The sequence below is a fragment of the Pseudoalteromonas sp. PA2MD11 genome (assembly GCF_017808125.1).
In the GTDB taxonomy this organism is placed as follows: Bacteria; Pseudomonadota; Gammaproteobacteria; order Enterobacterales; family Alteromonadaceae; genus Pseudoalteromonas; species Pseudoalteromonas simplex.
On sequence record NZ_JADKNF010000004.1, the window covers coordinates 231,907 to 253,811 of the forward strand.

Consider the following 21,905-nt stretch of genomic DNA (forward strand, 5'->3'; position numbering starts at 1 on the left):
GGAGCGCATGGCTCCTTTTCAGTTTTAAATTTTATCGTTGGTAGATAACTTCTACGTCGTAGTCATCATCATCCCAGTCGTCATCCCAATCATCATCGTCTTGAGAGGTCGCTTTCTGATGGTAAGTATCCCACTTAAATTCAACTTCTTCTTTCTCTTCTTCAGCGAATTTCTCTTTCGGCATACTATCAAGTAGCGCCATAATGTCATGACACAATGCTTGAGTATTTTGTTTATTCGCAGCAGAGATACGGTAAACATTAGCCTCTTCACCTAGCTCTTCGGCAATTTCATTACACAGGGCTTCAGCTTCATCTTCTGGTAATAGGTCAATTTTGTTAAATACTAACCAGCGCGGCTTTTCAGCAAGTTTAGGGCTGTATTGGTGTAGCTCATTAATAATCGCAAAGGCATTATCAACCGGGTTTGTACCATCAACAGGCATAACATCAATGATATGCAGTAATACACGACAACGTTCCAAATGCTTTAAGAAGCGAATACCAAGGCCTGCGCCATCTGAAGCGCCTTCGATTAGACCTGGGATATCAGCAATTACAAATGACTTATTCGCATCTGGGCGTACTACACCAAGATTAGGAATAAGCGTCGTAAACGGGTAATCTGCCACTTTTGGTTTAGCTGCAGAAACACTGCGGATAAACGTTGATTTACCAGCATTTGGTAAACCAAGTAAGCCAACATCAGCAAGTAGCATTAGCTCTAGACGTAAGCTGCGAACTTCACCAGGTGTACCTAGTGTTTTTTGACGTGGAGCGCGGTTTGTACTTGATTTAAAACGTGCATTCCCCAAGCCATGGAAACCACCTTTTGCAACAACAACCCTTTGACCATGCTTGGTCAAATCACCTAATGACTCTTCAGTGTCAACATCAATGATACGTGTACCAACAGGTACTTTAAGCGTTAAATCAGCGCCTTTTTTACCTGTCATGTTACGGCTTTGACCATTTGTGCCGCGCTCTGCTTTATGAAAACGCTCAAATTGGTAATCAATTAACGTATTTAAGTTTTCATCGGCTTGTAGATAAACGCTGCCGCCATCGCCGCCGTCGCCGCCATCAGGGCCGCCATCTGGTACATATTTTTCACGTCGGAAAGATACGACTCCGCTGCCGCCATCACCCGCGTCACAACGAATTTCTACTTCATCTACAAACTTCATGATTACTCACTTTAAGATTGGCTTGTTAATAACTCTATTATATACCTAAGTGCCCTATTCAGCACCCAATGCCAAGGCGCTTAGGTATATATTTATACGCACGATTATGTGCCTTAAAACAAAAAACCCCGCAAAGGCGGGGTTTTTCAAATATCGAGATGATTACTCAGCTACGATATTTACGTATTTACGGTTTAAAGGACCTTTCTGTTCGAATTGAACTTTACCATCTGCTTTTGCGAAGATAGTGTGGTCTTTACCGATACCTACGTTTGCGCCAGCGTGGAAACGAGTACCACGTTGACGAACAATGATGCTACCCGCTAGAACTGATTCGCCACCAAAACGCTTAACACCTAGGCGTTTGCTTTCTGAATCACGACCGTTACGAGTACTACCAGCTGCTTTTTTATGTGCCATTTCTCAGTACCTCTAATTAAGCGCTAATGCCAGTGATTTTAACTTCAGTGAACCATTGACGATGGCCCATTTGCTTACGAGAATGCTTACGACGTCTAAATTTAACAATCTTAACTTTCTCACCGCGACCGTGTGAAACAACCTCAGCTGTTACTTTACCACCGTTTACGAACGGTACACCGATCTCGATTTTCTCACCATCAGCAACTAAAAGTACTGAATCAAATTCAACTGCTGCACCAGTTTCAACGTCTAATTTCTCAAGACGAATTGTTTGACCTTCAGTCACACGGTGCTGTTTACCACCACTTTGGAAAACCGCGTACATAATTAACTCCGTCTGTGCGCCCTCAAATCGACGCAACTAAAATATTCTTCAATAGGGCGCGAAGTTTACGCTAATGTGCAAAAACTAGCAAGCCTCTTTTTCGATAAAATGAATAAAAAATAGCTGCATTGAGAGCAATTCAATATTTTTCCCTATTCTATCCTAAAAACACCACATGCCAAGCGGTTTTTACGATCTCATGACAATTAAATTACGCTAATAATACGCACCTTTAAAATTCAAAAAGCTGATCACTTATTAATCAAGGTTATAAATTTATCTTGGCAAAATTGATCTCAAATAAAAAACTTTACAGTGTTTTTTTACTGAATCATCACAAAATATCGAGCAAGCGCTTTTTTTGTTGTACAATCAGCCCCGTATACCCATAAATATTGGCTCGGAGATCAATGGATATAAAAGCTATCCAGACGTTAATCGAAAATGAAATGGATGACGTCAATCAACTTATACATGCCCAAATGCGCTCAGATGTCGCATTGGTTAACCAACTCGGTTTATACATAGTAAACAGTGGCGGTAAACGCGTTCGTCCTATGTTGGCCATTTTAGCGGCAAAAGCACTTGGTTATGAGGGCAAAGACCATATTACGCTTGCCACTATCATCGAATTTATTCATACCGCCACTTTATTGCATGACGACGTTGTCGACGAGTCACATTTGCGCCGTGGTACGCCTACAGCCAACGCAGAGTTTGGTAATGCAGCGAGCGTTTTGGTCGGTGACTTTATCTATACACGTTCATTTCAGCTTATGGTTGGCCTAGGAAAAATGCCAATCATGCAAATTTTAGCGGATGCAACCAATGTCATCGCTGAAGGTGAAGTATTACAGCTAATGAACTGTAATGACCCTGACACCACAGAACAAAGCTATATGCAGGTTATTTACAGCAAAACGGCAAAATTGTTCGAAGCTGCAACCGGCCTTGCTGCAATTATTACCGAGCAAGACGAGCAAACCCTTGAAGCATTAAACTTATATGGAATGCATCTTGGCACTGCATTCCAATTAGTGGATGATGTACTTGATTACAACGCCGATGCCGAGCAACTTGGTAAAAACATTGGCGATGATTTAGCTGAAGGTAAACCTACCCTACCGCTTATCTACGCAATGCAAAAAGGCACACCAGAGCAAGTTAAGCTAGTACGCGAAGCTATTGAGTTTGGTAATGGTATGGACCATTTAGAGAGCATTCTAGCGGCATTAGCTGACACTAAGGCCCTTGAATTTGCAATGCAAAAAGCTGAGCAAGAAGCTGACAAAGCAATTGCTTGTATTGCGTTCTTACCAGATACACCGTACAAACAAGCCTTAGAGAGTTTGGCCCGTATCGCCGTTGCCCGCGATCACTAAACACTATTTATTCGAGCCATTAAAAAAGCCTGCATTTGCAGGCTTTTTTGTTTTCGGCGATTTAAAAAATCGCCTATCATCTGTCGGGAATTAACCGTTGATGAAATCAACACCTTCTTGGATGTCTTTGTTAAGTGTAGCTAGCATGTCGTTTTTAGCTTGCTCTTCGAATGCACTTAACTCACCGTAAGAAAGGATTTCTTCAACGCCGTTTTTACCTAGACGAACTGGGTGTGCGAAGTATGCTGCGTCACCGTTTTCAACTGCAACGTATGCGTAATCAACTACTTCTTCACCTTGTAAGCCTTTAACTAAAGACATACAGAAGCGTGCTGCTGCAGCACCCATAGAAAGAGTCGCTGAACCGCCACCCGCTTTAGCGTTAACAACTTCAGTACCTGCGTTTTGGATACGTGGAGTTAATGCCGCAACTTCTTCGTCAGTGAAAGTAACACCTTCAACTTGAGATAGAAGAGGAAGGATTGTCGTACCTGAGTGACCGCCGATCACTGGAACTTTAACGTCAGTTGCGCTTAAACCTTTAAGTTCAGCAACAAATGCTTCTGAACGGATCACGTCAAGCGTTGTGATACCGAATACACGGCCTGCATCGTAAGTACCCGCTTTTTTGAATACTTCAGCAACGATTGGCACAGTGCCGTTTACTGGGTTAGTGATGATACCTACTAACGCTTTAGGACAGTTTTTAACGATGCCTTCAGCTAATGTTTTGATGATACCTGCGTTTACGTTGAAAAGGTCCGCACGGTCCATGCCTGGCTTACGTGGCATACCCGCTGGGATAAGAACGATATCACAACCAGCTAATGCTGCGTCTAAGCTGTCAGCACCAAAACCTTCAACTTTAACGTCTGTTGGGATGTGAGAAAGATCAACCGCTACACCAGGAACAACAGGGGCAACATCGTATAACGATAATTCAGAACCTGCAGGTAAACTTGTTTTTAATAATAAAGACAATGCTTGGCCGATACCGCCAGCTGCGCCTAAAACAGCAACTTTCATTGGAATTCTCCGTAATTTGAGGTAGGAAATATTTGTGGCCCTAAAGATAATGAAATTAGCGGCTAAAAACAAATTTATCCTGCTTATTTCGCGTATAATTTCGACCATAGTTGTAAACTTGGCTGTAAAGACACGCATTTTGGACGACTTTGTAAACTAATACTGCATAAATATGCAGAGTTGTGTAGAATTACCCTACATTTTATGAATAAAGAAACGGCAACATGCAACCACAAGACAAACAAGAAGCACTGATCAAAGCGTTTAAAGCGCTATTAAAAGAAGAAAACTTCGGCTCACAAGGTGAGATTGTCGAAGCATTAAAAGAGCAAGGCTTTGATAATATTAGCCAAAGTAAAGTCTCTCGCATGTTAAGCAAGTTCGGTGCAGTACGTACTCGTAATGCAAAACAAGAAATGGTCTATTGTTTACCGGCTGAAATGGGTGTGCCAACAGCGAAAAGCCCACTGCGTCAGCTTGTTATTGATATTATGCATAACGAAATGATGATTATTATTCGCACTAGCCCAGGCGCAGCACAATTAATTGCTCGTTTACTTGATTCACTCGGTAAAGCAGATGGCGTACTAGGCACGATTGCAGGCGACGACACTATTTTTATCGCCCCTGCGAAGATTTCTGAAATCGATGTGACGCTTGATCGCGTGCGCACTTTATTCGATACCGTTTAAAGTTGCTTTAAGAAGTTTACTGACGGGGCGAAAAACGCAGATCCCATATCGGCTTGAGTAAAATCGAGCCAATGATCATAGCAATCGCCCTGCCCCAAGCGACTCTTTAATACCTGCTCAAACACATCCCCTTGCGCCGCGCACGAAACCATTAAAATCCCCTGCTTATGCACATCACCAAATGGCATGCTTTGGTTTAGCAAGAGTGGCTGGCCATGCTCATCTTTTAATTCACTGCGAACCGCATGACTGGTTTCTACAGCAGGCATAATCAAGGTGTTATCTAGACGCGTGCGCCCCATGATTTGCTCTTGCTCAGACAGCGATAAATGCTGCCAGACACTCAGATCATGCACAAAGCGCTGAACATGAACATAACTGCCTTGGTCTTCAAAGTGACCCGGTTTGTCGATAAGTGCAGTACTTCGCTTTTGACGGCCATGGGGTGTATCGCCTGCATAAATAAAGCCGTTAAAATCACGCCCGTCTAAAAACCGAAAATTACGGACCTGCTCCACCAGCTCAACATCCGGTGTTAATAATTTTAGAATTTGCAGAGCAAATAGATGGTTTACATCTTCACGGTCTGAGCGAATTTGCACAAACAAGTCAAACGGCTGAGCACTCATCACATGCTCACTGTGAGTTACATTCGGAAAGCTTTGCAATTGGCTAGGGATAAACTCGGGCAAGATGTGCGGCCAATACTGAGCACCAAGGGCAACCACGCACGATAGCATGGCTTCTGAGAACTGATCAGCAAACTCATCTTGAATGACGCTAACGCGTTTTAGTTTTTTACGTAATGACTCATCGTGGCCATCGTAAACATTAAAAAACAGGTGCAAACCATGTAAGTTTGCTTCAGCACAAATCCCAGATTGCGCTTGCGCCATAGTGAATCCTTAGCTTCTCGTTATTTGCACAAAGCCAAGGATTCAAGATTGTTAGTAATTACTAATCATGAAAAAAATTGACTGTGTGCGGCATTATTTTTATTTTTACAGGCTGCTCAACAGCTAACACGCGGTCTTGCTCTGCTGCAACTTCACACTCTTGCCCTGCAATATTGATTCGATATACATAACGCGTACCGATAAAGCGCCTGTGCAAGATAGTTAAACTGCTTGCGTCACTGTGCGCAGCTTCACACAACTGAATATAATGTGGCCTTATATACACTTGACCTTGTTGACAATCTGCATTGTTCGCCGTCAATGAATGAATCACACCAAACGCCGTTTCGTATTCAGTTGGCGTTAATACTTTTGCCGTTAAGTATATGCCCGTACCAAGAAACTCTGCAACCACCTTTGAGTTAGGTTGACTAAATAACTGCTCAGGAGAGCCTTGTTGGGCAATTTTTCCACCATGCATAACCGCAAGCGTGTCGGCGAATGCGAAAGCTTCTTCCTTCGAGTGGGTAACGAATACCGCAGACACCTGCTGAGCTTTAATAATGCGGCGTATATCAGCAATAAGCTCAAAACGCACTTGTGTATCAATATTCGAAAATGGCTCATCAAGTAATAATAAACTTGGTTTGTAAGCAAGTGCACGGGCTATTGCTACTCGTTGCTGCTGTCCACCAGAAAGCTGGTGCGGATATCGCTGTGCACAACCATCAAGTTTAACAAGGCTAAGCATTTCATCTACACGCTCGCGCTTTTGCGCTTTACTCATATTGCTTAGCCCAAACGCAATGTTGTCGCTTACCGTTAAATGAGGAAACAACGCATAGTCTTGGAACATCATGCCAATATTACGTTTTTCCGGTGCAACAAACAGCCCACTATCGTTGACCACTTTTGAATCAATACTCATATAGCCTTGCTCAGGCTGTAAAATTCCGGCAATTGCCTTTAAGGTGGTGGTTTTACCGCAGCCACTTGCGCCAAGCAAACAGACGATTTCATCTTGTTCTACATTGAGGTTTAGTTCACTCAACACCTGAGTCGCATTGTACTGATAAGCTAAGTCTTTAATTATCAAATGACTCATGAGTGATTTTGCTCCATCGAACGATTAACGAAATACAAAGGGATTAACCCAACTAACACGATAAACAAGGCTGAAATTGACGCAAGCTCCAATTGCTCATCACTAACATATTGAAAAACATGAGTTGCTAGGGTTTCAAAATTAAAAGGTCTGAGTAATAGAGCTGCAGGTAACTCTTTCATGCACTCAATAAACACTAACAAACCAGCTGTTAAAATACCGCGTTTTAATAGCGGTAAATGTACTCGCCAAAGGGTTTGCATGGGCCCTTTGCCCATTGATTGGCTGGCCATATCTAACGATGGGCTAATACGTAAAAAACTGCTTTCAAGCGCGCCATGCGCAATCGCATAAAAACGTACAACATAAGCAAAAATCATCGCAAATAAAGTGCCGCTTAAAAGTAATCCTGGTGATAAACCAAAAGGCTCAAGCCAATTATTTAATGCATCATCTAGCTGAGTTAATGGGAGCAATACAGCAATCGCTAATACAGTACCAGGTAAGGCATAGCCAGTACTTGCTAAACGCCCAGGGATCAAAGGGTAAGCTTGCTTAGCGATGCGCTGATAAAACAATACCAATAAGCTCAATAGGATAGTTGCAATGCTCACCACTACAGCCACTTTAAAGCTTTGCCAAGCGTAATTAAAAAATGCCCCATTCCATGCTTCATCTGCATAGACAATGGCATATTTAACTAATACCCCAACCGGCAGAATAAAAGCCAATACCAGCACAACTGTGCAAGCCAAGCTTGCAGCCCATGCCGCACCGCCTTTTAAGCGATACAAAGTTGCGCTGTTTACGCTTGACTGACGTTCATACACAGCTTGATTGCGACGACTAAAGCGCTCAACCATGATGGTTAAAAACAAAATCAGTAACATAATACCTGAGATTTTCGCCGCTGCGGTTAATGAGTAATAGCCAAGCCATGTATCATAAACAGCGGTCGTCAGTGTACTCACAGCAAAGTAATTGACGGTAGCAAAATCAGCCATAGCCTCCATACTGATCAATGTAACCCCTGCCACAATCGCCCCACGACCAAGAGGCAAACTAACGCGTAAAAAACTTTGTAATGGTGATAGCCCCATTAGTTGACTAGCTTGCACTAGTTTAAAAGACTGCTCTCTGAGTGCCGTTTTAAAAATTAGGTATAAGTAAGGATAGAGTACCAAGGCAATCATAAAAATAGCCCCAGTCAATGTACGAATATCAAAAAACCAGTAATCGTCTGGTGATTGCCAACCAAACCAGTCTCTGAGTGCGATCTGTACAGGCCCTGCATAATCAAGTAAGTCGGTATACACGTAGGCGATAAGATAAGTTGGCATTGCTAAAGGCAGCATTAACGCCCATTCAAATTGCTTACGCCCGGGAAAGTCACAATATGCAGTTAACCAAGCTAACGGCAATGCAATTACACAGCTTAACAGCCCTACCCCTGCAATGAGTATGAGAGTATTACGGGTATAATCCCACAGCACGGTATCGAAAAGGTGCTGAAATACATCTGAATCTCCTTGCAGAGACTCAAATAATAAAAAGCCTAATGGCGTAACAAGCAACAGGCCAATAAGCCAGGCTATAAGCTGCCAACGCGACAGCGAAAACTTCACATGCATAAGTGGATTAATACCAGATAAAATAAAAGCTGTTAAAAAACAGCTTTTATAAAATTGTGTAACGAGGAGTGTTCTCGTTATAAATCAAACTTTACTTCATCAATCAGCTTCAGTGCCACAGGGCGATATTTGCTGATCTCATCAAGAGGTAGACTGTCTTCTTTAAACTCACCCCATGATGCAACCATCTCTGATAATGCAACCCCTTGCTTTACAGGGTATTCCATATTCACTGAAGCATACATATTTTGCGCCTTATTGTCGGTCATATACTCAATCAGTTTCAAGGCATTTTCAGGGTTTTTAGCATAACGGGTCATAACAACGCCCGATACATTGATATGAGAACCACGGTTTGTTTGGTTAGGGAAGTTAATATATACCGCTTCTGCCCATGATTTTTGCTGCTCATCTTGCATCATTTTGCCAAAATAATAGCTGTTGCCTAACGCCAGATCGCATAAACCTTCTTTTACGGCTTTGACTTGCGCTCTGTCATTACCTTGCGGTTTACGTGCTAAATTGGCTTTTACGCCCTCAAGCCATTGCTTAGTTTTTGCTTCGCCATGGTGAGCAACCATAGAAGCAACTAAACCTAAATTGTAAGGATGTTTACCAGAGCGAGTGCAGATCTTACCTTTGTATTTTGGGTCCGCTAAATCTTCATATGTTAACTCACCAAGCGCACCAACGCGCTCTTTTGCAGAGTAAACATTACGTACACGTTTAGTAAGTGCTATCCATTGACCGTCGGCATCGCGAAAAGTACTTGGCACATTCGCATTAACTACATCACTATTAATTGATTGCGTTAAGCCTAAATCTTCTAATTGAATCAGCGCACTAAAATTTGAGGTTAATACTAAATCAGCCTTGCTATGTTTACCTTCACGCTTTACACGTTCAATCAGCCCTTTTTTGGCAAAAACCACATTGGTTTTAATACCTGTTTGCTTAGTGAAATCATCCAAAATAGGCTGAATTAAGAATGGTTGACGAAACGAGTAAATATTTACTACATCTGCAGCAAATGTAGGCGCGCTTAATAATGCGCTAAGTAATACTAAGGCTGTTTTTTTCATTTTATAGCACCTAAATAATAACAATTATCAAAATATTTTACCTAGAGTTAGGGCAAAGTGCACCCGTTTAAACTTATATTTCAATCAACATAGCTGCCATTTAGGAATTTACATGTAAGACATATCTCACCCACATGGCAGTTATTGAGTAAAAAGCACCAGCAAACACTGCATAAAAACACTTAACCAACTGAAATTTAATGAAATATATTAAATGACAATAAAATAACCAGCAGATTAAGTAAGATTTTGACCTACTCAGCTTTGCCTATTTCTCTATAATTACTTACATCAACTAAGCAAGAAGCTTAATGAGTAGATGGATAAGGAAGCATTACTCATAATACCGCGGAATAAGGTTCATTAGGAGAATAAGGAATCAAGGACAGGCTCAGGAAGAGTAACGCAATGGAGTGACAACCTACGGACAGCATCAGGATGATGTGGAATGGCATAACAACAGGATGTTGTTATACAGGAAGTTCAAAAAAGTGGAATAAAGGACAGGCCGTTAGGGCATCGCAACGGATTTGCAAACAAAGGGATAGTGTCAGGATGGCACGTAAGGGAGTGGTAAAGTATTTACCAGCAAGGATGTAAAGGACTAACAAGGAAACAAGGCGGGATTGCCTTATATTACACAGAACCAATAAGTAAAGTGTAATAGCATGGATTGGCAAAGTTTAGGGAGTTGATTAGATTCAATTGCAGGATGCAAAAAATTAAGAAGATTCCGCAAGCGCGACTAGAGATAGTACGCGCTTTTCTTTTGCCTACAATTTAGTAAAGAGTTATACCAATTCGCTTAATTAAGTGGTCTATTTTGAGGCAATAAAACCTCGTCGATAACAAGGCAAAAATTTCGTTATTTAGTTGTTCTAAATCAGTAATTTTTAACGCAGGTAGCGACAGGTTTAATCCCTCAAAATGATTAAGTATTATTGCGGATTGGTACTATTACTCTGGGCGTCCCTTATTTCGCTTACCAAGCAGGTAAGCATCTCTAAACTTAATAAAATGTTGCTCAAGCTTTTGTGTAGCGTCTTCCTCACCAGCAAGAGCAAGAACCATAATAGCCACCTCAGCAGTACCTAGTTGATGCTCATGCGGGGCAACACGCAATCGATAATCCGAAAGCTTTTCAGGTGTAATTGAAAGCACAGGAAAATTATCTAGATAAGGGCTTTTACGGATCATTTTCTTTGCTTCGCGCCAAGTACCATCTAAAAAGATAAACAATGGACGCTTACCTTCAACAGGGGTTACTTCGGTGATCACCCGCTCTTCGTCGTCTACATCGCTGGCAGGAAAAATAACCATTGGCTGATACTGGGGATCTGCCAATAAGCTTAATAAGGCTTCATCTGGATTTGTTCTATCCCATTTAAAGGCATGGTTATCTGGCACGATTTCAGCAATTAAACGGCCAGTATTTGACGGCTTAAAACTCTCATTATGGTACATAAGTAAACAAACCGCGGCATCACACTTTGCCTGTTCAACACCATCACAAATACAATAGTGTTCGGCTAATAAACATCGCTCACAACGCGTTAACTTTGCTCCTCGCGCTTTAAATACACGACGAGACTCAGTCATTTGCTGAGCACGAAGCATTAACACGGAATTATTTGAGATAGTAGCCACTGTATTTACCAGATAATTAAACGGCGCGTATTGTAGCTAAAAATAAGGGGAATAGATATCTGCAAGCCCAAAGAGCAAGCTATTCCTAAAAAATGAAGAGAAGTAGTGTTATAAAAAATGCAACAAGGGTTAGCTTCCAAAAAACGGCTATTAAATCGCTATTTTTATTACGTAAATCATCTCTGTGGGACTTCTTCAAAAACACGACCTGTAAATCTGATAGGCCTTTACAGTGCGGACACTCTGGCTCAAGATAATTTACTTCTAAGCCACATCGTGAACAAGGCTTACTGCGAATTAAACCAAAGCGAAACATTTGTTTGTCCTTTTCTTAAAACTCCATAGCTGAATTTACTGTATCTTAACTACTTTTCTAAAACCAGCTCTGGCATTGTGTATGCGCTCATACTCCTTTAAAATAGCGTCCTTGCATATCATCGAGGCTGGCTGTGTTACTCAATTATAATCCCCCAATGACACCTTATTTAAGTATTGTTTATCAAGACGATGACTTACTTATTGTGAATAAACCAAGTGGTTTACTTACTGTGCCGGGAAAAGACCCAAAACACGCCGACTGCCTTATTGCCCGCATTAATCGCGTTTTCCCAACGGCAAAAATTGTTCACCGCCTTGATATGGCGACCTCTGGCATTATTTGTTTAGCTATGCATAAAGAAGCGCATCGTAATTTAAGCATTCAGTTTCAAGATAGAAAAACCGCGAAACGCTACATTGCTCGTGTATTCGGTAAGCTTGAGCAAGAAACTGGTTCTGTAGATTTACCACTTATTTGTGATTGGCCGAACCGCCCAAAGCAAATGGTTGATCACGACAATGGCAAACCGTCATTAACCCATTTTAAAGTACTTGAGCATGAACAGAATGCAACTCGTGTCGAGCTGACCCCTATTACTGGGCGTTCTCACCAACTACGTGTGCACATGCTGTCATTAGGTCACCCTATTTTAGGCGATAAGTTGTATGCTCACCCCGAGGCATACGCCATGTCTCCCCGCTTACAACTGCATGCCGAAATGCTTACCTTAGCTCACCCTGCAAGCGGTGAAACACTGATTTTTGAAGCCGCTCCTGAGTTTTAAGACAATTCGCTAAATATTTAATAAAGACTGCCGATAGTTAATTAATCACTGATTTAATTAAAGACTCAGGTAATATCGGCATGAATTTAAAACCCGCACATCGCTTAGCTTACGCAGCCTGTTTTGCGTTGATGGGCAATGTGAATGCTGCCGATTTTATTAAACCCACCCCTTGGTCAAGCTTGGTCACTAACGATATTCAACGCTTTTTACCAAGTGATGAAGTACGTACTCTGCTTGCCGGTGAAGATGAGTTCATTAGTTTATACCGTCAATCGATGGCAGCCAGTCAACGCGGAATTGTGCTAATCATTCCTGATTGGCAGCACTTACCCACTAATAATGCTGGTATTAACTTTTTGCGCAAGCAGTTAAACGAAATTGGCTATGCAACCCTTGCCATGACCATGCCTGACATTGATTGGCACCCTGTCGATGTGACAACGCCCGAGTCACCTGAAAGCTCTGAAGCTGAGTCAACAACACAAAGTAGTCAACAAGGCGATGAGCAATCAACTCCTGCTCCACCAGCCGAAACACAACAAGCGCCGCATTTTGTTACAGGTGAACCTAATATTAGTGAAGCCGTACTTGATGATTATAAATTAAAGCTAATTGCCAGATTCAATGCCTTGTATAACAGTGCCATGGATGAAGGCGGCAACATTATTGTAGTAGCACAAGGTGCCAGTGCGGGGCTCTTGATTGAACATTATGCGAGCTTTCCAAATAACGAACTAAACGCTTTTATTAGCCTAGGTAGTTATTTACCTAACAGTGTTCGTAACCAGCATCTCAATGCGACGCTTTCGACTATCAGCCCACCGCTACTGGATATTTTCTATAGTGAGGGCAACCCTGACACGCTGCAAAGTGTTAAAGACAGAAAACGTTGGGTAAGAAAACACGCAAAATATGACTACCGACAAAGAGAGTTATTTGGTGTGCCTTCAGAGCCTGAGCAGCACCAGCGACTGCTCAAAGAAGTCGACGGATTTTTACGCCGCCTTTTTTAAATACTCATAAGCCGCTTGAATATCTTGGCTTTTCTTTACCGCAACTTCCATCATATGTTTTGGTAAACCTTGCGATACCAGCTTATCGGGATGGTGCTGAGCCATGAGCTTTCGATAAGCAACTTTAATATCTCTCGCAGAAGCATCATTGTTTAAGCCTAAAAGAGCCAACGCTTGGGCGCGATTCATACTATTATTCGGTGGCACACTGTGCCCTCTTTGTTCACTATGACTGCTGCGATTTTGCTGACTTTGTTGACGTTGTTGTTCATAAAAACGCTGTTGTTGCTGACGAAATGCAAATTCGGCTTGGTAGCGTTTTAATAAAATTGCAAACTGAGTACGTGAAATACCTAACTGCTTACTCACCTCTTGCAAAAGCTGCTTTTCTTGCTCTGCAAGGTGACCATCAGAAAAGGCCATTTGAATTTGTATTTCGAGGAACAGTTGCAATAAATCATGGCGTCGAGCAAAGCGCTCTTTAAAGTCATGAACGGTTTCTTTTAATGAAAAATCGCTTTCTTTACCACTACGAAAGGCATCTTGTGCTTCTCTTCGCTCATCACCTGAGAGCCCCATCTCGTCCATAAACAAACTTGCAGCACGAATATGCGTTTCACTAACGCGACCATTCGATTTGGCGATATGCCCCATCACTGCAAAGCAGCTAGAAAAGAAAAGTGCTTGGCGCTCGTTAATATCATCGCCTTTAAACAAACCAGAAAAACCACCTGCTTTATCAAAATCTTGTTTTAAGCTGCGATCGAACATATGGCCTAGGTAAAGGCCCAGTAAGGCTCCTATAAATTTGCCAAACATAAAGCCAAAACAAAAACCGAGTACTTTTCCCCACATAATTTGGCAAACCTCTGTTGTTTTTACAAAGCGAAACGCTGATTGATTTCGTCGAGTCTGGCTGGTGTGCCAATGTCATCCCACTGACCCAAATAAAGTTCAGTCGAAACCTGGTACTCACTAAGCTTTTCGCGCAAGATTGGCCCAAGCGGGCGAATACCTGTGCTGAGACCTTTAAAGAAATCAGCATGATAACGACTTATACCGGAAAAAGTATACTTTTGACTATCTGGGCTTAGGTGACTCAGTGCAAAATCACCATCAGGGTTATGCGCAGGATTTTCAACAAGGACAATATGCGCCTCACCGGCTTGCAGGTGTAACTGCTTCAACGAAGTCACATCGTAATCAGTAAACACATCACCATTGATGACAATAAATTGCTCACCCAATAACGGCAATGCTTGAATGATCCCCCCGGCGGTTTCAAGCCCCCCAGCCTGCTCTTGGCTGTAAGTGATCGATACACCAAACTGCGAACCATCACCGAAATACTCTGTTATTTTGTCGCCCTGCCAGGCAAGGTTAATAACAATATCGGTAACCCCGGCTTGACGTAAGTTATTAATATGATGCTCTAATAGTGGCTTGCCGTTAATCTTTAGCATCGGCTTTGGTTGCGTTTCGGTTAGCGGCATCATGCGTTTACCACGCCCCGCAGCTAGGATCATTGCTTTCATTTGGACTCTTTCGTTAAACGCTGCTTAGTCTGTGGCATAATTATCTGCTCTATCCACTGACCAAGGGCTGTTAACTCTGGGTATTCTTTACTGACATTACTGATGTATGTAAGGGTTGGCAGCACATTATTCAAATAGCCAGACTTACCGTCACGTAATTTTAAGCGGCAAAATATGCCCGCAGCTTTTAAATGACGCTGCACGCCGGTTAAGTCAAACCAACGTTTAAACATCGCAAACGAAGTGTCTTGCAATAGCTGCTGCTCGCTAAATTCGTCATAAGCGTAATGTAAAAGGTAGTCGAGCTCTTGTTCTGGTAGCTTGAAATAGCAATCTCTTAATAACGACACAAGGTCATAACACACCGGCCCTTGTACGGCATCTTGATAATCGATGATTGCCCATTGCTGCCCTGTGCGCATAATATTGCGACTATGGAAGTCTCGGTGCACCGTAACAATTGGTTGCTCAAGGGCATTATTAATTAATAACTCACAGGCTTGTTGCCACATTTTCTGCTCATCAGCAGAGAGTTGCTCACCGATAAAGTTATCGACTAACCAATCTCTAAAAATACTTAGCTCAAACTGTAAAAACTCGCCATCAAATACTTTCATATATTGGGCAGGCGGGATTTGCGCCCACTGTGCACTTAACTTTATTAGATGTTTGTAGTGTAAAGTGCGGTCTTCGTCGCCCAGTAAATCAGCCAAATGAGTATTGCCTAAATCACTCAGCAAGAAGAAGCCTTGTTTTTCATCAGCCTGAAGAATTTTTGGTAATTTAAAGCCATGCTGAGAAAACACTTTGTTGAGTTCTATATAAGGTGTGTTATCTAGTTTGTCTGGATCTGAGTCCATGACAATATAGCTCTGATCACTTGTGTTTACGCGGAAATAACGGCGAAAACTCGCATCCCCAGTGATGGCGGCTAATTGATATTCATCCTCTTTAAAGTGAGGATTTAAAAACTGCTGTAAACTTTTATAACGATTCATTTAGTAAGATATCTATTTTTCACTAAGTCAATTACTGTATTTGCCATTGTTTTCCTTTATTATGTCTAGCTTATATCCAACCAAAGAGCATTAAGGTCATTAAATGAGCAAAACCTGGGGCATAATGATGCTAAGCGTACTTAGCGCACCATCGTTCGCCGAAACTGAACTGGCACACAATTTTTGTGGCACTTCAATGCAAACCAGAGCTTGGCAACCGCTCCCTGGCCTTGAACTTAATACGATCGATATCAAATCCGATGATATTGAACTATTGGGTACCCAAAGCGCAGAATTTACCGGTAATGTAGATATTAACACCCTAACGATGAATTTGTCCGCACAAAGTGCACTGATTGACAAACAACGTGGGTTACTTAATGCAACCGGTCCTATCGTTTATCGCGATAAAGTAAGCCAAATTAATAGCTCTGGACTCAATGCAGATTTAAACAATTCTGAATTGAGCTTGCTAGGCGCAGACTATAAGTTTACTGATCAACTTGGTCATGGCGGCGCAGAAAAACTAACAGTTAATGAGTCTGGCCTAAACCTGATGAACGCAAGCTTTACTACCTGTCCGGGTGAAACACCTGTGTGGGCCATCGAAGCTGACGAAATCGACTTATCAAGAGAAGAAGGTTGGGGCGAAACACATAATACTGTGCTTAGAGTGTTTGATACCCCAGTACTTTATGTTCCTTATTTTACTTTCCCATTAGATGACCGTCGTAAGTCAGGTTTACTAACACCTAACTTCTCGAGCTCAGGCCGCTATGGTATCGAAACCATTACTCCTTATTACTGGAATATTGCACCAAATTACGACGCGACTATAACACCGCGCTATATGTCTAAACGCGGTTTACAAATGATTGGGGAATTTCGTTACTTAACTGAGCAAAATAATGGCTTAGTTGCTGTTGAGTACCTAGACAAAGATGACGAAGAGCCAAATGTAGACTCTCGTTACCTGTTCCACTGGCAACAGCAAAGTTATTTAGGTGAAAACTGGCGTGCTAATATCGACATAACAAACGTCAGTGATGATAACTACTTAACCGATTTAAACTCTGGTTATGCGACTCGCACCGATACTCAGTTGTACCGCACCGGCTCTCTAACCCACTTAGGTGACACTTGGCGCACCAATATCAAGTTGCAAAGCTTTGAAGTACTTGGTGATCACCGTGAATCATATGCGGCGTTGCCACAAATTAGTTTTTCGCAAACTGATGCATATGATTTTTATGGCATTGATTTAACCCTTGATGGTGAGCTCAGTTATTTCACTAATGATGAAGCTGTAATTGATGAAGCAAGCCGTGTTCATATAGAGCCTAAAGCAAGTTTTGGTTACCAAGAATACGCATGGTCATTTTTATCTGAGTTCAGCTTATTACATACTGAATACAACCAACATGGTGACTTAGCTGGTACCGAGTTTGATGAAAGTGTCACTCGAACCCTACCTAAAGTGCGTTTATACAGCCAATTAAATTTTGAGCGTGATACTGCATTTTTCTTTAAAGATGGTATTCAAACTCTTGAACCACAAATTCAGTACTTATATACGCCAAATAAAGACCAATCAAATATTGGTCTTTACGATACAGCAAAATTACAAGACGATTTCTTTGGCTTATTTAGAGATCGCCGTTTTTCAAGTATCGACCGGATAGCAACTGCAAACCAATTTACGTTAGGTGCAACAACACGCTTATTTAGTAGTGAAAATGAAGAAGTATTTAACTTCAGTGCCGGACAAATTTTTTATTTAAGTAATGATGCCAAGCCTACATCACAAGGTATCGACTCCGACACTAACTACAATGCCTTGTTTGCAGCGCAAACAATGTTACATTGGCACCGTCGTTGGTATTTATCAGGTGGTATCCAGTACGACACTGATGGTAAAGAAATTATTCAGTCAAATATCACCTTAGATTATAAAGGTGACGATAAACAGCTCGTGCAATTGAACCATCGCTATGCAAATGATGTCTCAGGCAATACAATCGAGCAAGTTGGTCTATTTACCAGCATTCCGCTATCAGAAGATTGGCAGTTTGTTGGCAGCTATCACCGCGATTTAGAGAGCGGTCGTAGCATTGAGGTTTTCAGCGGTCTTCAGTATGAATCATGCTGTTGGGCGTTTCAAATCACAGGCCGTCGTCAAATCGAAACTGATTTGAACCAGGCGATTGGTCAAGAACAAGCAACCTTTGACACAAGTATTGGTTTCAATATTGTGTTAAAAGGGCTTGGAAGCAAAAGCCGTTATGATGCACAAAAATTATTACAACAAGGTATTTTTGGCTATCGTAGACCGTATTTTCTTAATAACTAGTACCGCAGTACTATTAGCAAGAGTATTAGAAAAAGTATGAATTTAAAAAAATTATTTGCATCAGCATTATTAACAGTTGGCCTATGCCAAAACGTTTTCGCAAAACCAGTTGAAATTGACAAAGTGGTGGGCGTTGTTAACCAAGGTGTTATCTTACAAAGTGAAGTAGACACCATTGTTAATCGCGTAAAGACTCAGGCTGCAGAGCAAGGTCAAGAATTACCTTCTGATGATACACTGCGAATTCAAGCCATTGAGCGTTTAGTTAGCCAAGAACTAATGATGCAACTTGCTGAGCGTATGGGTCTTGAGATTTCAGACTCGCAATTAGACCAAACTTTAGAAAATATGGCGCGTGAGCAAGGTGGCAGTATTGCTGACTTACGTCGGACAATTGAAGCGGCTGGAGACAGCTACCCTGCATATCGCGAAGAAATCCGTAAAGAGATCACCACGCAACAAGTAACTCGCATGAACGTTGATCGCCGTATTTATATCAGTACGCAAGAAATTGATAACCTGTTAAAAATCATGGAAACACAAGGTAAAAATGCCGAAGAATATGACATTGGCCATATCTTGATTGATATTCCTAGTGATGCTACTGCGGATGAGATTGCGAGCGCTAAAACGCGAGCTGAGAAAGTTATTGAGTTTTTAAAAGAAGGCAAAGAGTTCAAGCGTATTGCTATTTCATCTTCAAGCGGCTCAAAGGCACTTGAGGGTGGCCAGCTTGGTTGGATGAGCATCAACGAAATGCCATCGCTATTCGCAGAAGCTGTAAAAGGTCATAAAAAAGATGACATTGTTGGTCCGCTTCGTTCAGGTGCTGGTTTCCACATCATCAAAGTGCAAGATGTTCGCGGTCGTCAAGTTGTTGAAACAACAGAAGTTCGTTCTCGCCATATCTTAGTTAAACCATCAATTATTTTAAGCGAAGAAAAAGCGCGTGACATGCTTAAAGGCTTTGCAAAAGATCTTCGTGATGGTAAAGCTGACTTTGCAGAACTTGCTAAAGAGTACTCTGAAGATCCAGGTTCAGCACTAAAAGGTGGTGAGTACGACTGGACTGACCCAAGCACCTATGTACCAGAGTTTAAGAATACCTTGCTTTCTCTAGATAAAAATGAAATCAGTGAGCCATTCAGAACTCAGTTTGGTTGGCACATTGTACAGCTACTTGATAAGCGTGTAGCTGATAAAACAGAGCAAGCTAAACGTAACCGCGCTCACCAACTACTGTTTAATCGTAAATTTAAAGAAGAAAGTTTCAACTGGCAGCAAGAAATGCGTGAGCAAGCACACGTTGATATTTTCCCAACAGAATAATAATTATGACCATTAGAATTGCAATTACCCCAGGTGAGCCAGCTGGTATTGGCCCTGATTTACTTATCAAGTTAGCGCAGCACCAGTGGGATGCCCAACTGGTGGTGATTGCTGATGGCGCGTTATTAAAACAGCGCGCTAAGTTGCTTGGTTTAGATATCAATTTAATTGACTTCGATGACAGCCAAGCCCCAAGCATTGCCCCTGCAGGCAGCGTTTACTTACACCAAGTAGATTTAGGCTCTGATGTTGAAGTGGGCGTACTTAATGACGCCAATGGTCAATATGTGTTGGATACACTGCGCATTGCCAGTGAAAAAAATATGGATGGTACCTTTGCCGCTGTTGTTACAGGCCCTGTGCATAAGGGGATTATCAACAAAGCAGGTATCTCATTCAGCGGTCACACTGAGTATTTTGCACAGCAATCGAATACTGCCGATGTCGTGATGTTGTTAGCTACAGAAGGCTTACGCGTGGCGCTTGTTACAACGCATATACCGCTTGCTTATGTATCGCGCGCAATCACCGTTGAGCGTTTAAGCAAAGTAGCCACAATATTAAATCATGACTTACAAACAAAGTTTGGCATTGAAAAGCCACGCATTCTCGTATGTGGCTTAAACCCACATGCCGGCGAAGATGGTCATTTAGGCACTGAAGAAATTGACACTATAACGCCAACTCTTGAGCTATTAAATAACCAAGGTATGAACTTAATTGGCCCATTGCCTGCTGATACCCTATTCCAAGATAAATATCTTTCGCAAGCAGATGCAGTGCTTGCAATGTATCACGATCAGGGATTACCTGTGCTAAAATACAAAGGTTTCGGCAATTCGGTCAACATCACTCTTGGCCTGCCATTTATTCGCACCTCAGTAGATCACGGCACGGCTCTCGATTTAGCCGGCACAGGTACTGCTGATGTAGGTAGTTTTGAATTAGCGATCCGCGAAGCAATTAAGCTCGCCCATGAAAAAGCGCAGAATCAATGACAGATAAAGTACATTTAGGACACCGCGCGCGTAAGCGTTTTGGTCAAAACTTTTTAAACGATGACATGATCATCGACAAAATCGTCACGGCCATTGATCCTAAACCTGAAGATAATTTAGTAGAAATCGGCCCGGGTCTTGGTGCTATCACTGAGCCAGTCGCTGATTTAAGTGGCCACCTAACGGTTGTTGAGTTAGATAAAGACTTAGCAGAACGTTTAACGAGCCATCCATTCTTAGGGCCAAAGTTAACAGTGCATCAAGGCGATGCAATGAAGTTCGACTTTAGCTCTTTGATCAAGTCAGACGAAAAATTAAAGATTTTTGGTAACTTACCTTACAATGTTTCGACCCCGCTGTTATTCCATTTATTTGAGTTCGCAGATAACGTAGAGCATATGCACTTTATGCTGCAAAAAGAAGTGGTTAAACGTATGGTCGCAGGCCCAGGCAGCAAAGCTTTTGGCCGCTTGAGTGTAATGACACAATATTACTGTCACGCAATGCCAGTGATTGATGTGCCACCAGAGTGCTTTAAGCCAGCCCCTAAGGTCGATTCAGCAGTAATTCGTTTGATCCCTAAAAAGCCTGAACAGCGTTCAGCTAAAAGTACAAAACTTCTTAACACAGTATGCTTAGAAGCCTTTAATCAGCGCCGTAAGACTCTGCGTAATAGTTTATCTAACTTACTTACAGCTGAAGAACTAACAAGCATCGGCATTGATATCACGCTGCGTGCTGAAAGCCTGTCTTTACAACAATTTATTGATATAGCTAATTGGATTTATGACAACAAGCAGTAATCTAGGTTCTCCAATTAAGGTGTCGGTTGAGACCTTCTACGTAGAAGGTCAATCAGAGCCTGAACAAGATAAATACGTTTTTGCTTACTCTATCACCATTAAAAACCACAGTTTATGCAGTGCTAAGCTTTTGAGCCGTTATTGGTTAATTACTGATGCTAACGGTAAAGAAGTGGAAGTACAAGGTGAAGGTGTTGTTGGTGAAACCCCAACCATTGCCCCAGGTGAAAGCTACAAATACACCAGTGGCGCTGTGCTTGATACCCCAGTTGGGACAATGCAAGGTCATTACACCATGCGTAACGAATTTGGGACTGAATTCGAAGCACCAATTGAGGTGTTTCGTTTAGCTCGCCCAAACATATTGCACTAAATAAC

21 protein-coding genes are annotated in these 21,905 nt (G+C 41.9%); 9 read left to right on the top strand and 12 right to left on the bottom strand.

Annotated elements, in window-relative coordinates; translation table 11 throughout:
- Positions 1-31: 31 nt before the first annotated feature.
- From cgtA to rplU, 3 genes are all read right to left on the bottom strand, one after another.
- Complete coding sequence (cgtA, locus tag ISP07_RS07375) at positions 32-1,186, bottom strand: Obg family GTPase CgtA (RefSeq protein ID WP_209327228.1); 1,155 nt, start codon at positions 1,184-1,186, stop codon at positions 32-34.
- A gap of 162 nt (positions 1,187-1,348) precedes the next feature.
- Positions 1,349-1,606, bottom strand: coding sequence for a 50S ribosomal protein L27 (gene rpmA, locus ISP07_RS07380; protein WP_054551015.1), 258 nt, complete (start codon positions 1,604-1,606; stop codon positions 1,349-1,351).
- Positions 1,607-1,622: 16 nt separating this feature from the next.
- Positions 1,623-1,934, bottom strand: coding sequence for a 50S ribosomal protein L21 (gene rplU, locus ISP07_RS07385; protein WP_036965957.1), 312 nt, complete (start codon positions 1,932-1,934; stop codon positions 1,623-1,625).
- A 410-nt stretch (positions 1,935-2,344) separates the two neighbouring features.
- On the opposite strand from rplU, the gene ispB reads away from it, so the two are divergent.
- A complete protein-coding gene (gene ispB / locus ISP07_RS07390) occupies positions 2,345-3,316 on the top strand; it encodes an octaprenyl diphosphate synthase (protein WP_209327229.1) in 972 nt (323 codons plus the stop codon).
- Positions 3,317-3,406: 90 nt separating this feature from the next.
- On the opposite strand, the gene mdh is transcribed toward ispB, so the two are convergent.
- Positions 3,407-4,342: a malate dehydrogenase gene (gene mdh, locus ISP07_RS07395; RefSeq protein WP_054551013.1), complete on the bottom strand. Its 936-nt coding sequence runs from the start codon at positions 4,340-4,342 to the stop codon at positions 3,407-3,409.
- Between the two features lie 224 nt (positions 4,343-4,566).
- Here mdh and argR point away from each other — a divergent pair, with 224 nt between their 5' ends.
- Positions 4,567-5,034: a transcriptional regulator ArgR gene (gene argR / locus ISP07_RS07400; RefSeq protein WP_054551012.1), complete on the top strand. Its 468-nt coding sequence runs from the start codon at positions 4,567-4,569 to the stop codon at positions 5,032-5,034.
- On the opposite strand, the gene ISP07_RS07405 is transcribed toward argR, so the two are convergent.
- The 5 genes from ISP07_RS07405 to ISP07_RS07425 form a co-directional block, all read right to left on the bottom strand.
- Complete coding sequence (locus ISP07_RS07405; protein WP_209327230.1) at positions 5,031-5,930, bottom strand: Dyp-type peroxidase; 900 nt, start codon at positions 5,928-5,930, stop codon at positions 5,031-5,033. The two genes, argR and ISP07_RS07405, sit on opposite strands and share 4 nt — an antisense overlap.
- 61 nt (positions 5,931-5,991) lie before the next feature.
- Entirely contained in the window at positions 5,992-7,035 is a 1,044-nt protein-coding gene (locus ISP07_RS07410) for an ABC transporter ATP-binding protein (RefSeq protein WP_209327231.1), read from the bottom strand.
- Entirely contained in the window at positions 7,032-8,666 is a 1,635-nt protein-coding gene (locus tag ISP07_RS07415) for an ABC transporter permease (protein WP_054551009.1), read from the bottom strand. Before ISP07_RS07415 ends, ISP07_RS07410 begins: the two co-directional genes overlap by 4 nt.
- 77 nt (positions 8,667-8,743) lie before the next feature.
- Positions 8,744-9,748: a Fe(3+) ABC transporter substrate-binding protein gene (locus ISP07_RS07420; protein ID WP_209327232.1), complete on the bottom strand. Its 1,005-nt coding sequence runs from the start codon at positions 9,746-9,748 to the stop codon at positions 8,744-8,746.
- Positions 9,749-10,705: 957 nt separating this feature from the next.
- A complete protein-coding gene (locus ISP07_RS07425; RefSeq protein WP_209327261.1) occupies positions 10,706-11,365 on the bottom strand; it encodes a tRNA-uridine aminocarboxypropyltransferase in 660 nt (219 codons plus the stop codon).
- Between the two features lie 479 nt (positions 11,366-11,844).
- Here ISP07_RS07425 and rluA point away from each other — a divergent pair, with 479 nt between their 5' ends.
- Together rluA and ISP07_RS07435 are read left to right on the top strand one after the other, a co-directional pair.
- Positions 11,845-12,498: a bifunctional tRNA pseudouridine(32) synthase/23S rRNA pseudouridine(746) synthase RluA gene (rluA, locus tag ISP07_RS07430; protein ID WP_209327233.1), complete on the top strand. Its 654-nt coding sequence runs from the start codon at positions 11,845-11,847 to the stop codon at positions 12,496-12,498.
- An 80-nt stretch (positions 12,499-12,578) separates the two neighbouring features.
- Entirely contained in the window at positions 12,579-13,514 is a 936-nt protein-coding gene (locus ISP07_RS07435) for a DUF3530 family protein (RefSeq protein ID WP_054551004.1), read from the top strand.
- On the opposite strand, the gene djlA is transcribed toward ISP07_RS07435, so the two are convergent.
- From djlA to ISP07_RS07450, 3 genes are read right to left on the bottom strand one after another with little or no spacing between them, the layout of a single operon-like run.
- On the bottom strand, positions 13,497-14,369 hold the full coding sequence (gene djlA, locus ISP07_RS07440; RefSeq protein WP_054551003.1) for a co-chaperone DjlA: 873 nt from the start codon (positions 14,367-14,369) through the stop codon (positions 13,497-13,499). The two genes, ISP07_RS07435 and djlA, sit on opposite strands and share 18 nt — an antisense overlap.
- A gap of 23 nt (positions 14,370-14,392) precedes the next feature.
- Positions 14,393-15,049, bottom strand: a complete 657-nt coding sequence (gene murU, locus ISP07_RS07445; protein WP_209327234.1) for an N-acetylmuramate alpha-1-phosphate uridylyltransferase MurU — start codon at positions 15,047-15,049, stop codon at positions 14,393-14,395.
- Positions 15,046-16,047, bottom strand: a complete 1,002-nt coding sequence (locus ISP07_RS07450; RefSeq protein WP_054551001.1) for an aminoglycoside phosphotransferase family protein — start codon at positions 16,045-16,047, stop codon at positions 15,046-15,048. Before ISP07_RS07450 ends, murU begins: the two co-directional genes overlap by 4 nt.
- A gap of 103 nt (positions 16,048-16,150) precedes the next feature.
- Here ISP07_RS07450 and lptD point away from each other — a divergent pair, with 103 nt between their 5' ends.
- Genes lptD through apaG form a run of 5 tightly spaced genes read left to right on the top strand, consistent with a single transcriptional unit; the run spans position 16,151 to position 21,900 of the window.
- Positions 16,151-18,397 carry an LPS assembly protein LptD gene (gene lptD / locus ISP07_RS07455; RefSeq protein ID WP_209327235.1) on the top strand — a complete coding sequence of 749 codons (2,247 nt, stop codon included), beginning with the start codon at positions 16,151-16,153 and terminating at the stop codon, positions 18,395-18,397.
- Between the two features lie 36 nt (positions 18,398-18,433).
- Positions 18,434-19,726, top strand: a complete 1,293-nt coding sequence (surA, locus tag ISP07_RS07460) for a peptidylprolyl isomerase SurA (RefSeq protein WP_054550999.1) — start codon at positions 18,434-18,436, stop codon at positions 19,724-19,726.
- A 5-nt stretch (positions 19,727-19,731) separates the two neighbouring features.
- Positions 19,732-20,724 (top strand): 4-hydroxythreonine-4-phosphate dehydrogenase PdxA, encoded by a 993-nt coding sequence (pdxA, locus tag ISP07_RS07465; RefSeq protein ID WP_138619076.1) that lies wholly within the window; start codon positions 19,732-19,734, stop codon positions 20,722-20,724.
- Positions 20,721-21,527, top strand: coding sequence for a 16S rRNA (adenine(1518)-N(6)/adenine(1519)-N(6))-dimethyltransferase RsmA (rsmA, locus tag ISP07_RS07470; RefSeq protein ID WP_054550997.1), 807 nt, complete (start codon positions 20,721-20,723; stop codon positions 21,525-21,527). Before pdxA ends, rsmA begins: the two co-directional genes overlap by 4 nt.
- Positions 21,511-21,900 carry a Co2+/Mg2+ efflux protein ApaG gene (gene apaG, locus ISP07_RS07475; protein WP_054550996.1) on the top strand — a complete coding sequence of 130 codons (390 nt, stop codon included), beginning with the start codon at positions 21,511-21,513 and terminating at the stop codon, positions 21,898-21,900. Before rsmA ends, apaG begins: the two co-directional genes overlap by 17 nt.
- The last annotated feature ends 5 nt before the right edge of the window (positions 21,901-21,905 follow it).

What these genes read in the sequence shown, in the direction of transcription:
- cgtA (WP_209327228.1), bottom strand. Translation starts at nt 1,186, where the DNA reads ATGAAGTTTGTAGATGAAGTAGAAATTCGTTGTGACGCGGGTGATGGC.
- rpmA (WP_054551015.1), bottom strand. Translation starts at nt 1,606, where the DNA reads ATGGCACATAAAAAAGCAGCTGGTAGTACTCGTAACGGTCGTGATTCA.
- rplU (WP_036965957.1), bottom strand. Translation starts at nt 1,934, where the DNA reads ATGTACGCGGTTTTCCAAAGTGGTGGTAAACAGCACCGTGTGACTGAA.
- ispB (WP_209327229.1), top strand. Translation starts at nt 2,345, where the DNA reads ATGGATATAAAAGCTATCCAGACGTTAATCGAAAATGAAATGGATGAC.
- mdh (WP_054551013.1), bottom strand. Translation starts at nt 4,342, where the DNA reads ATGAAAGTTGCTGTTTTAGGCGCAGCTGGCGGTATCGGCCAAGCATTG.
- argR (WP_054551012.1), top strand. Translation starts at nt 4,567, where the DNA reads ATGCAACCACAAGACAAACAAGAAGCACTGATCAAAGCGTTTAAAGCG.
- ISP07_RS07405 (WP_209327230.1), bottom strand. Translation starts at nt 5,930, where the DNA reads ATGGCGCAAGCGCAATCTGGGATTTGTGCTGAAGCAAACTTACATGGT.
- ISP07_RS07410 (WP_209327231.1), bottom strand. Translation starts at nt 7,035, where the DNA reads ATGAGTCATTTGATAATTAAAGACTTAGCTTATCAGTACAATGCGACT.
- ISP07_RS07415 (WP_054551009.1), bottom strand. Translation starts at nt 8,666, where the DNA reads ATGCATGTGAAGTTTTCGCTGTCGCGTTGGCAGCTTATAGCCTGGCTT.
- ISP07_RS07420 (WP_209327232.1), bottom strand. Translation starts at nt 9,748, where the DNA reads ATGAAAAAAACAGCCTTAGTATTACTTAGCGCATTATTAAGCGCGCCT.
- ISP07_RS07425 (WP_209327261.1), bottom strand. Translation starts at nt 11,365, where the DNA reads ATGCTTCGTGCTCAGCAAATGACTGAGTCTCGTCGTGTATTTAAAGCG.
- ISP07_RS07435 (WP_054551004.1), top strand. Translation starts at nt 12,579, where the DNA reads ATGAATTTAAAACCCGCACATCGCTTAGCTTACGCAGCCTGTTTTGCG.
- djlA (WP_054551003.1), bottom strand. Translation starts at nt 14,369, where the DNA reads ATGTGGGGAAAAGTACTCGGTTTTTGTTTTGGCTTTATGTTTGGCAAA.
- murU (WP_209327234.1), bottom strand. Translation starts at nt 15,049, where the DNA reads ATGAAAGCAATGATCCTAGCTGCGGGGCGTGGTAAACGCATGATGCCG.
- ISP07_RS07450 (WP_054551001.1), bottom strand. Translation starts at nt 16,047, where the DNA reads ATGAATCGTTATAAAAGTTTACAGCAGTTTTTAAATCCTCACTTTAAA.
- lptD (WP_209327235.1), top strand. Translation starts at nt 16,151, where the DNA reads ATGAGCAAAACCTGGGGCATAATGATGCTAAGCGTACTTAGCGCACCA.
- surA (WP_054550999.1), top strand. Translation starts at nt 18,434, where the DNA reads ATGAATTTAAAAAAATTATTTGCATCAGCATTATTAACAGTTGGCCTA.
- pdxA (WP_138619076.1), top strand. Translation starts at nt 19,732, where the DNA reads ATGACCATTAGAATTGCAATTACCCCAGGTGAGCCAGCTGGTATTGGC.
- rsmA (WP_054550997.1), top strand. Translation starts at nt 20,721, where the DNA reads ATGACAGATAAAGTACATTTAGGACACCGCGCGCGTAAGCGTTTTGGT.
- apaG (WP_054550996.1), top strand. Translation starts at nt 21,511, where the DNA reads ATGACAACAAGCAGTAATCTAGGTTCTCCAATTAAGGTGTCGGTTGAG.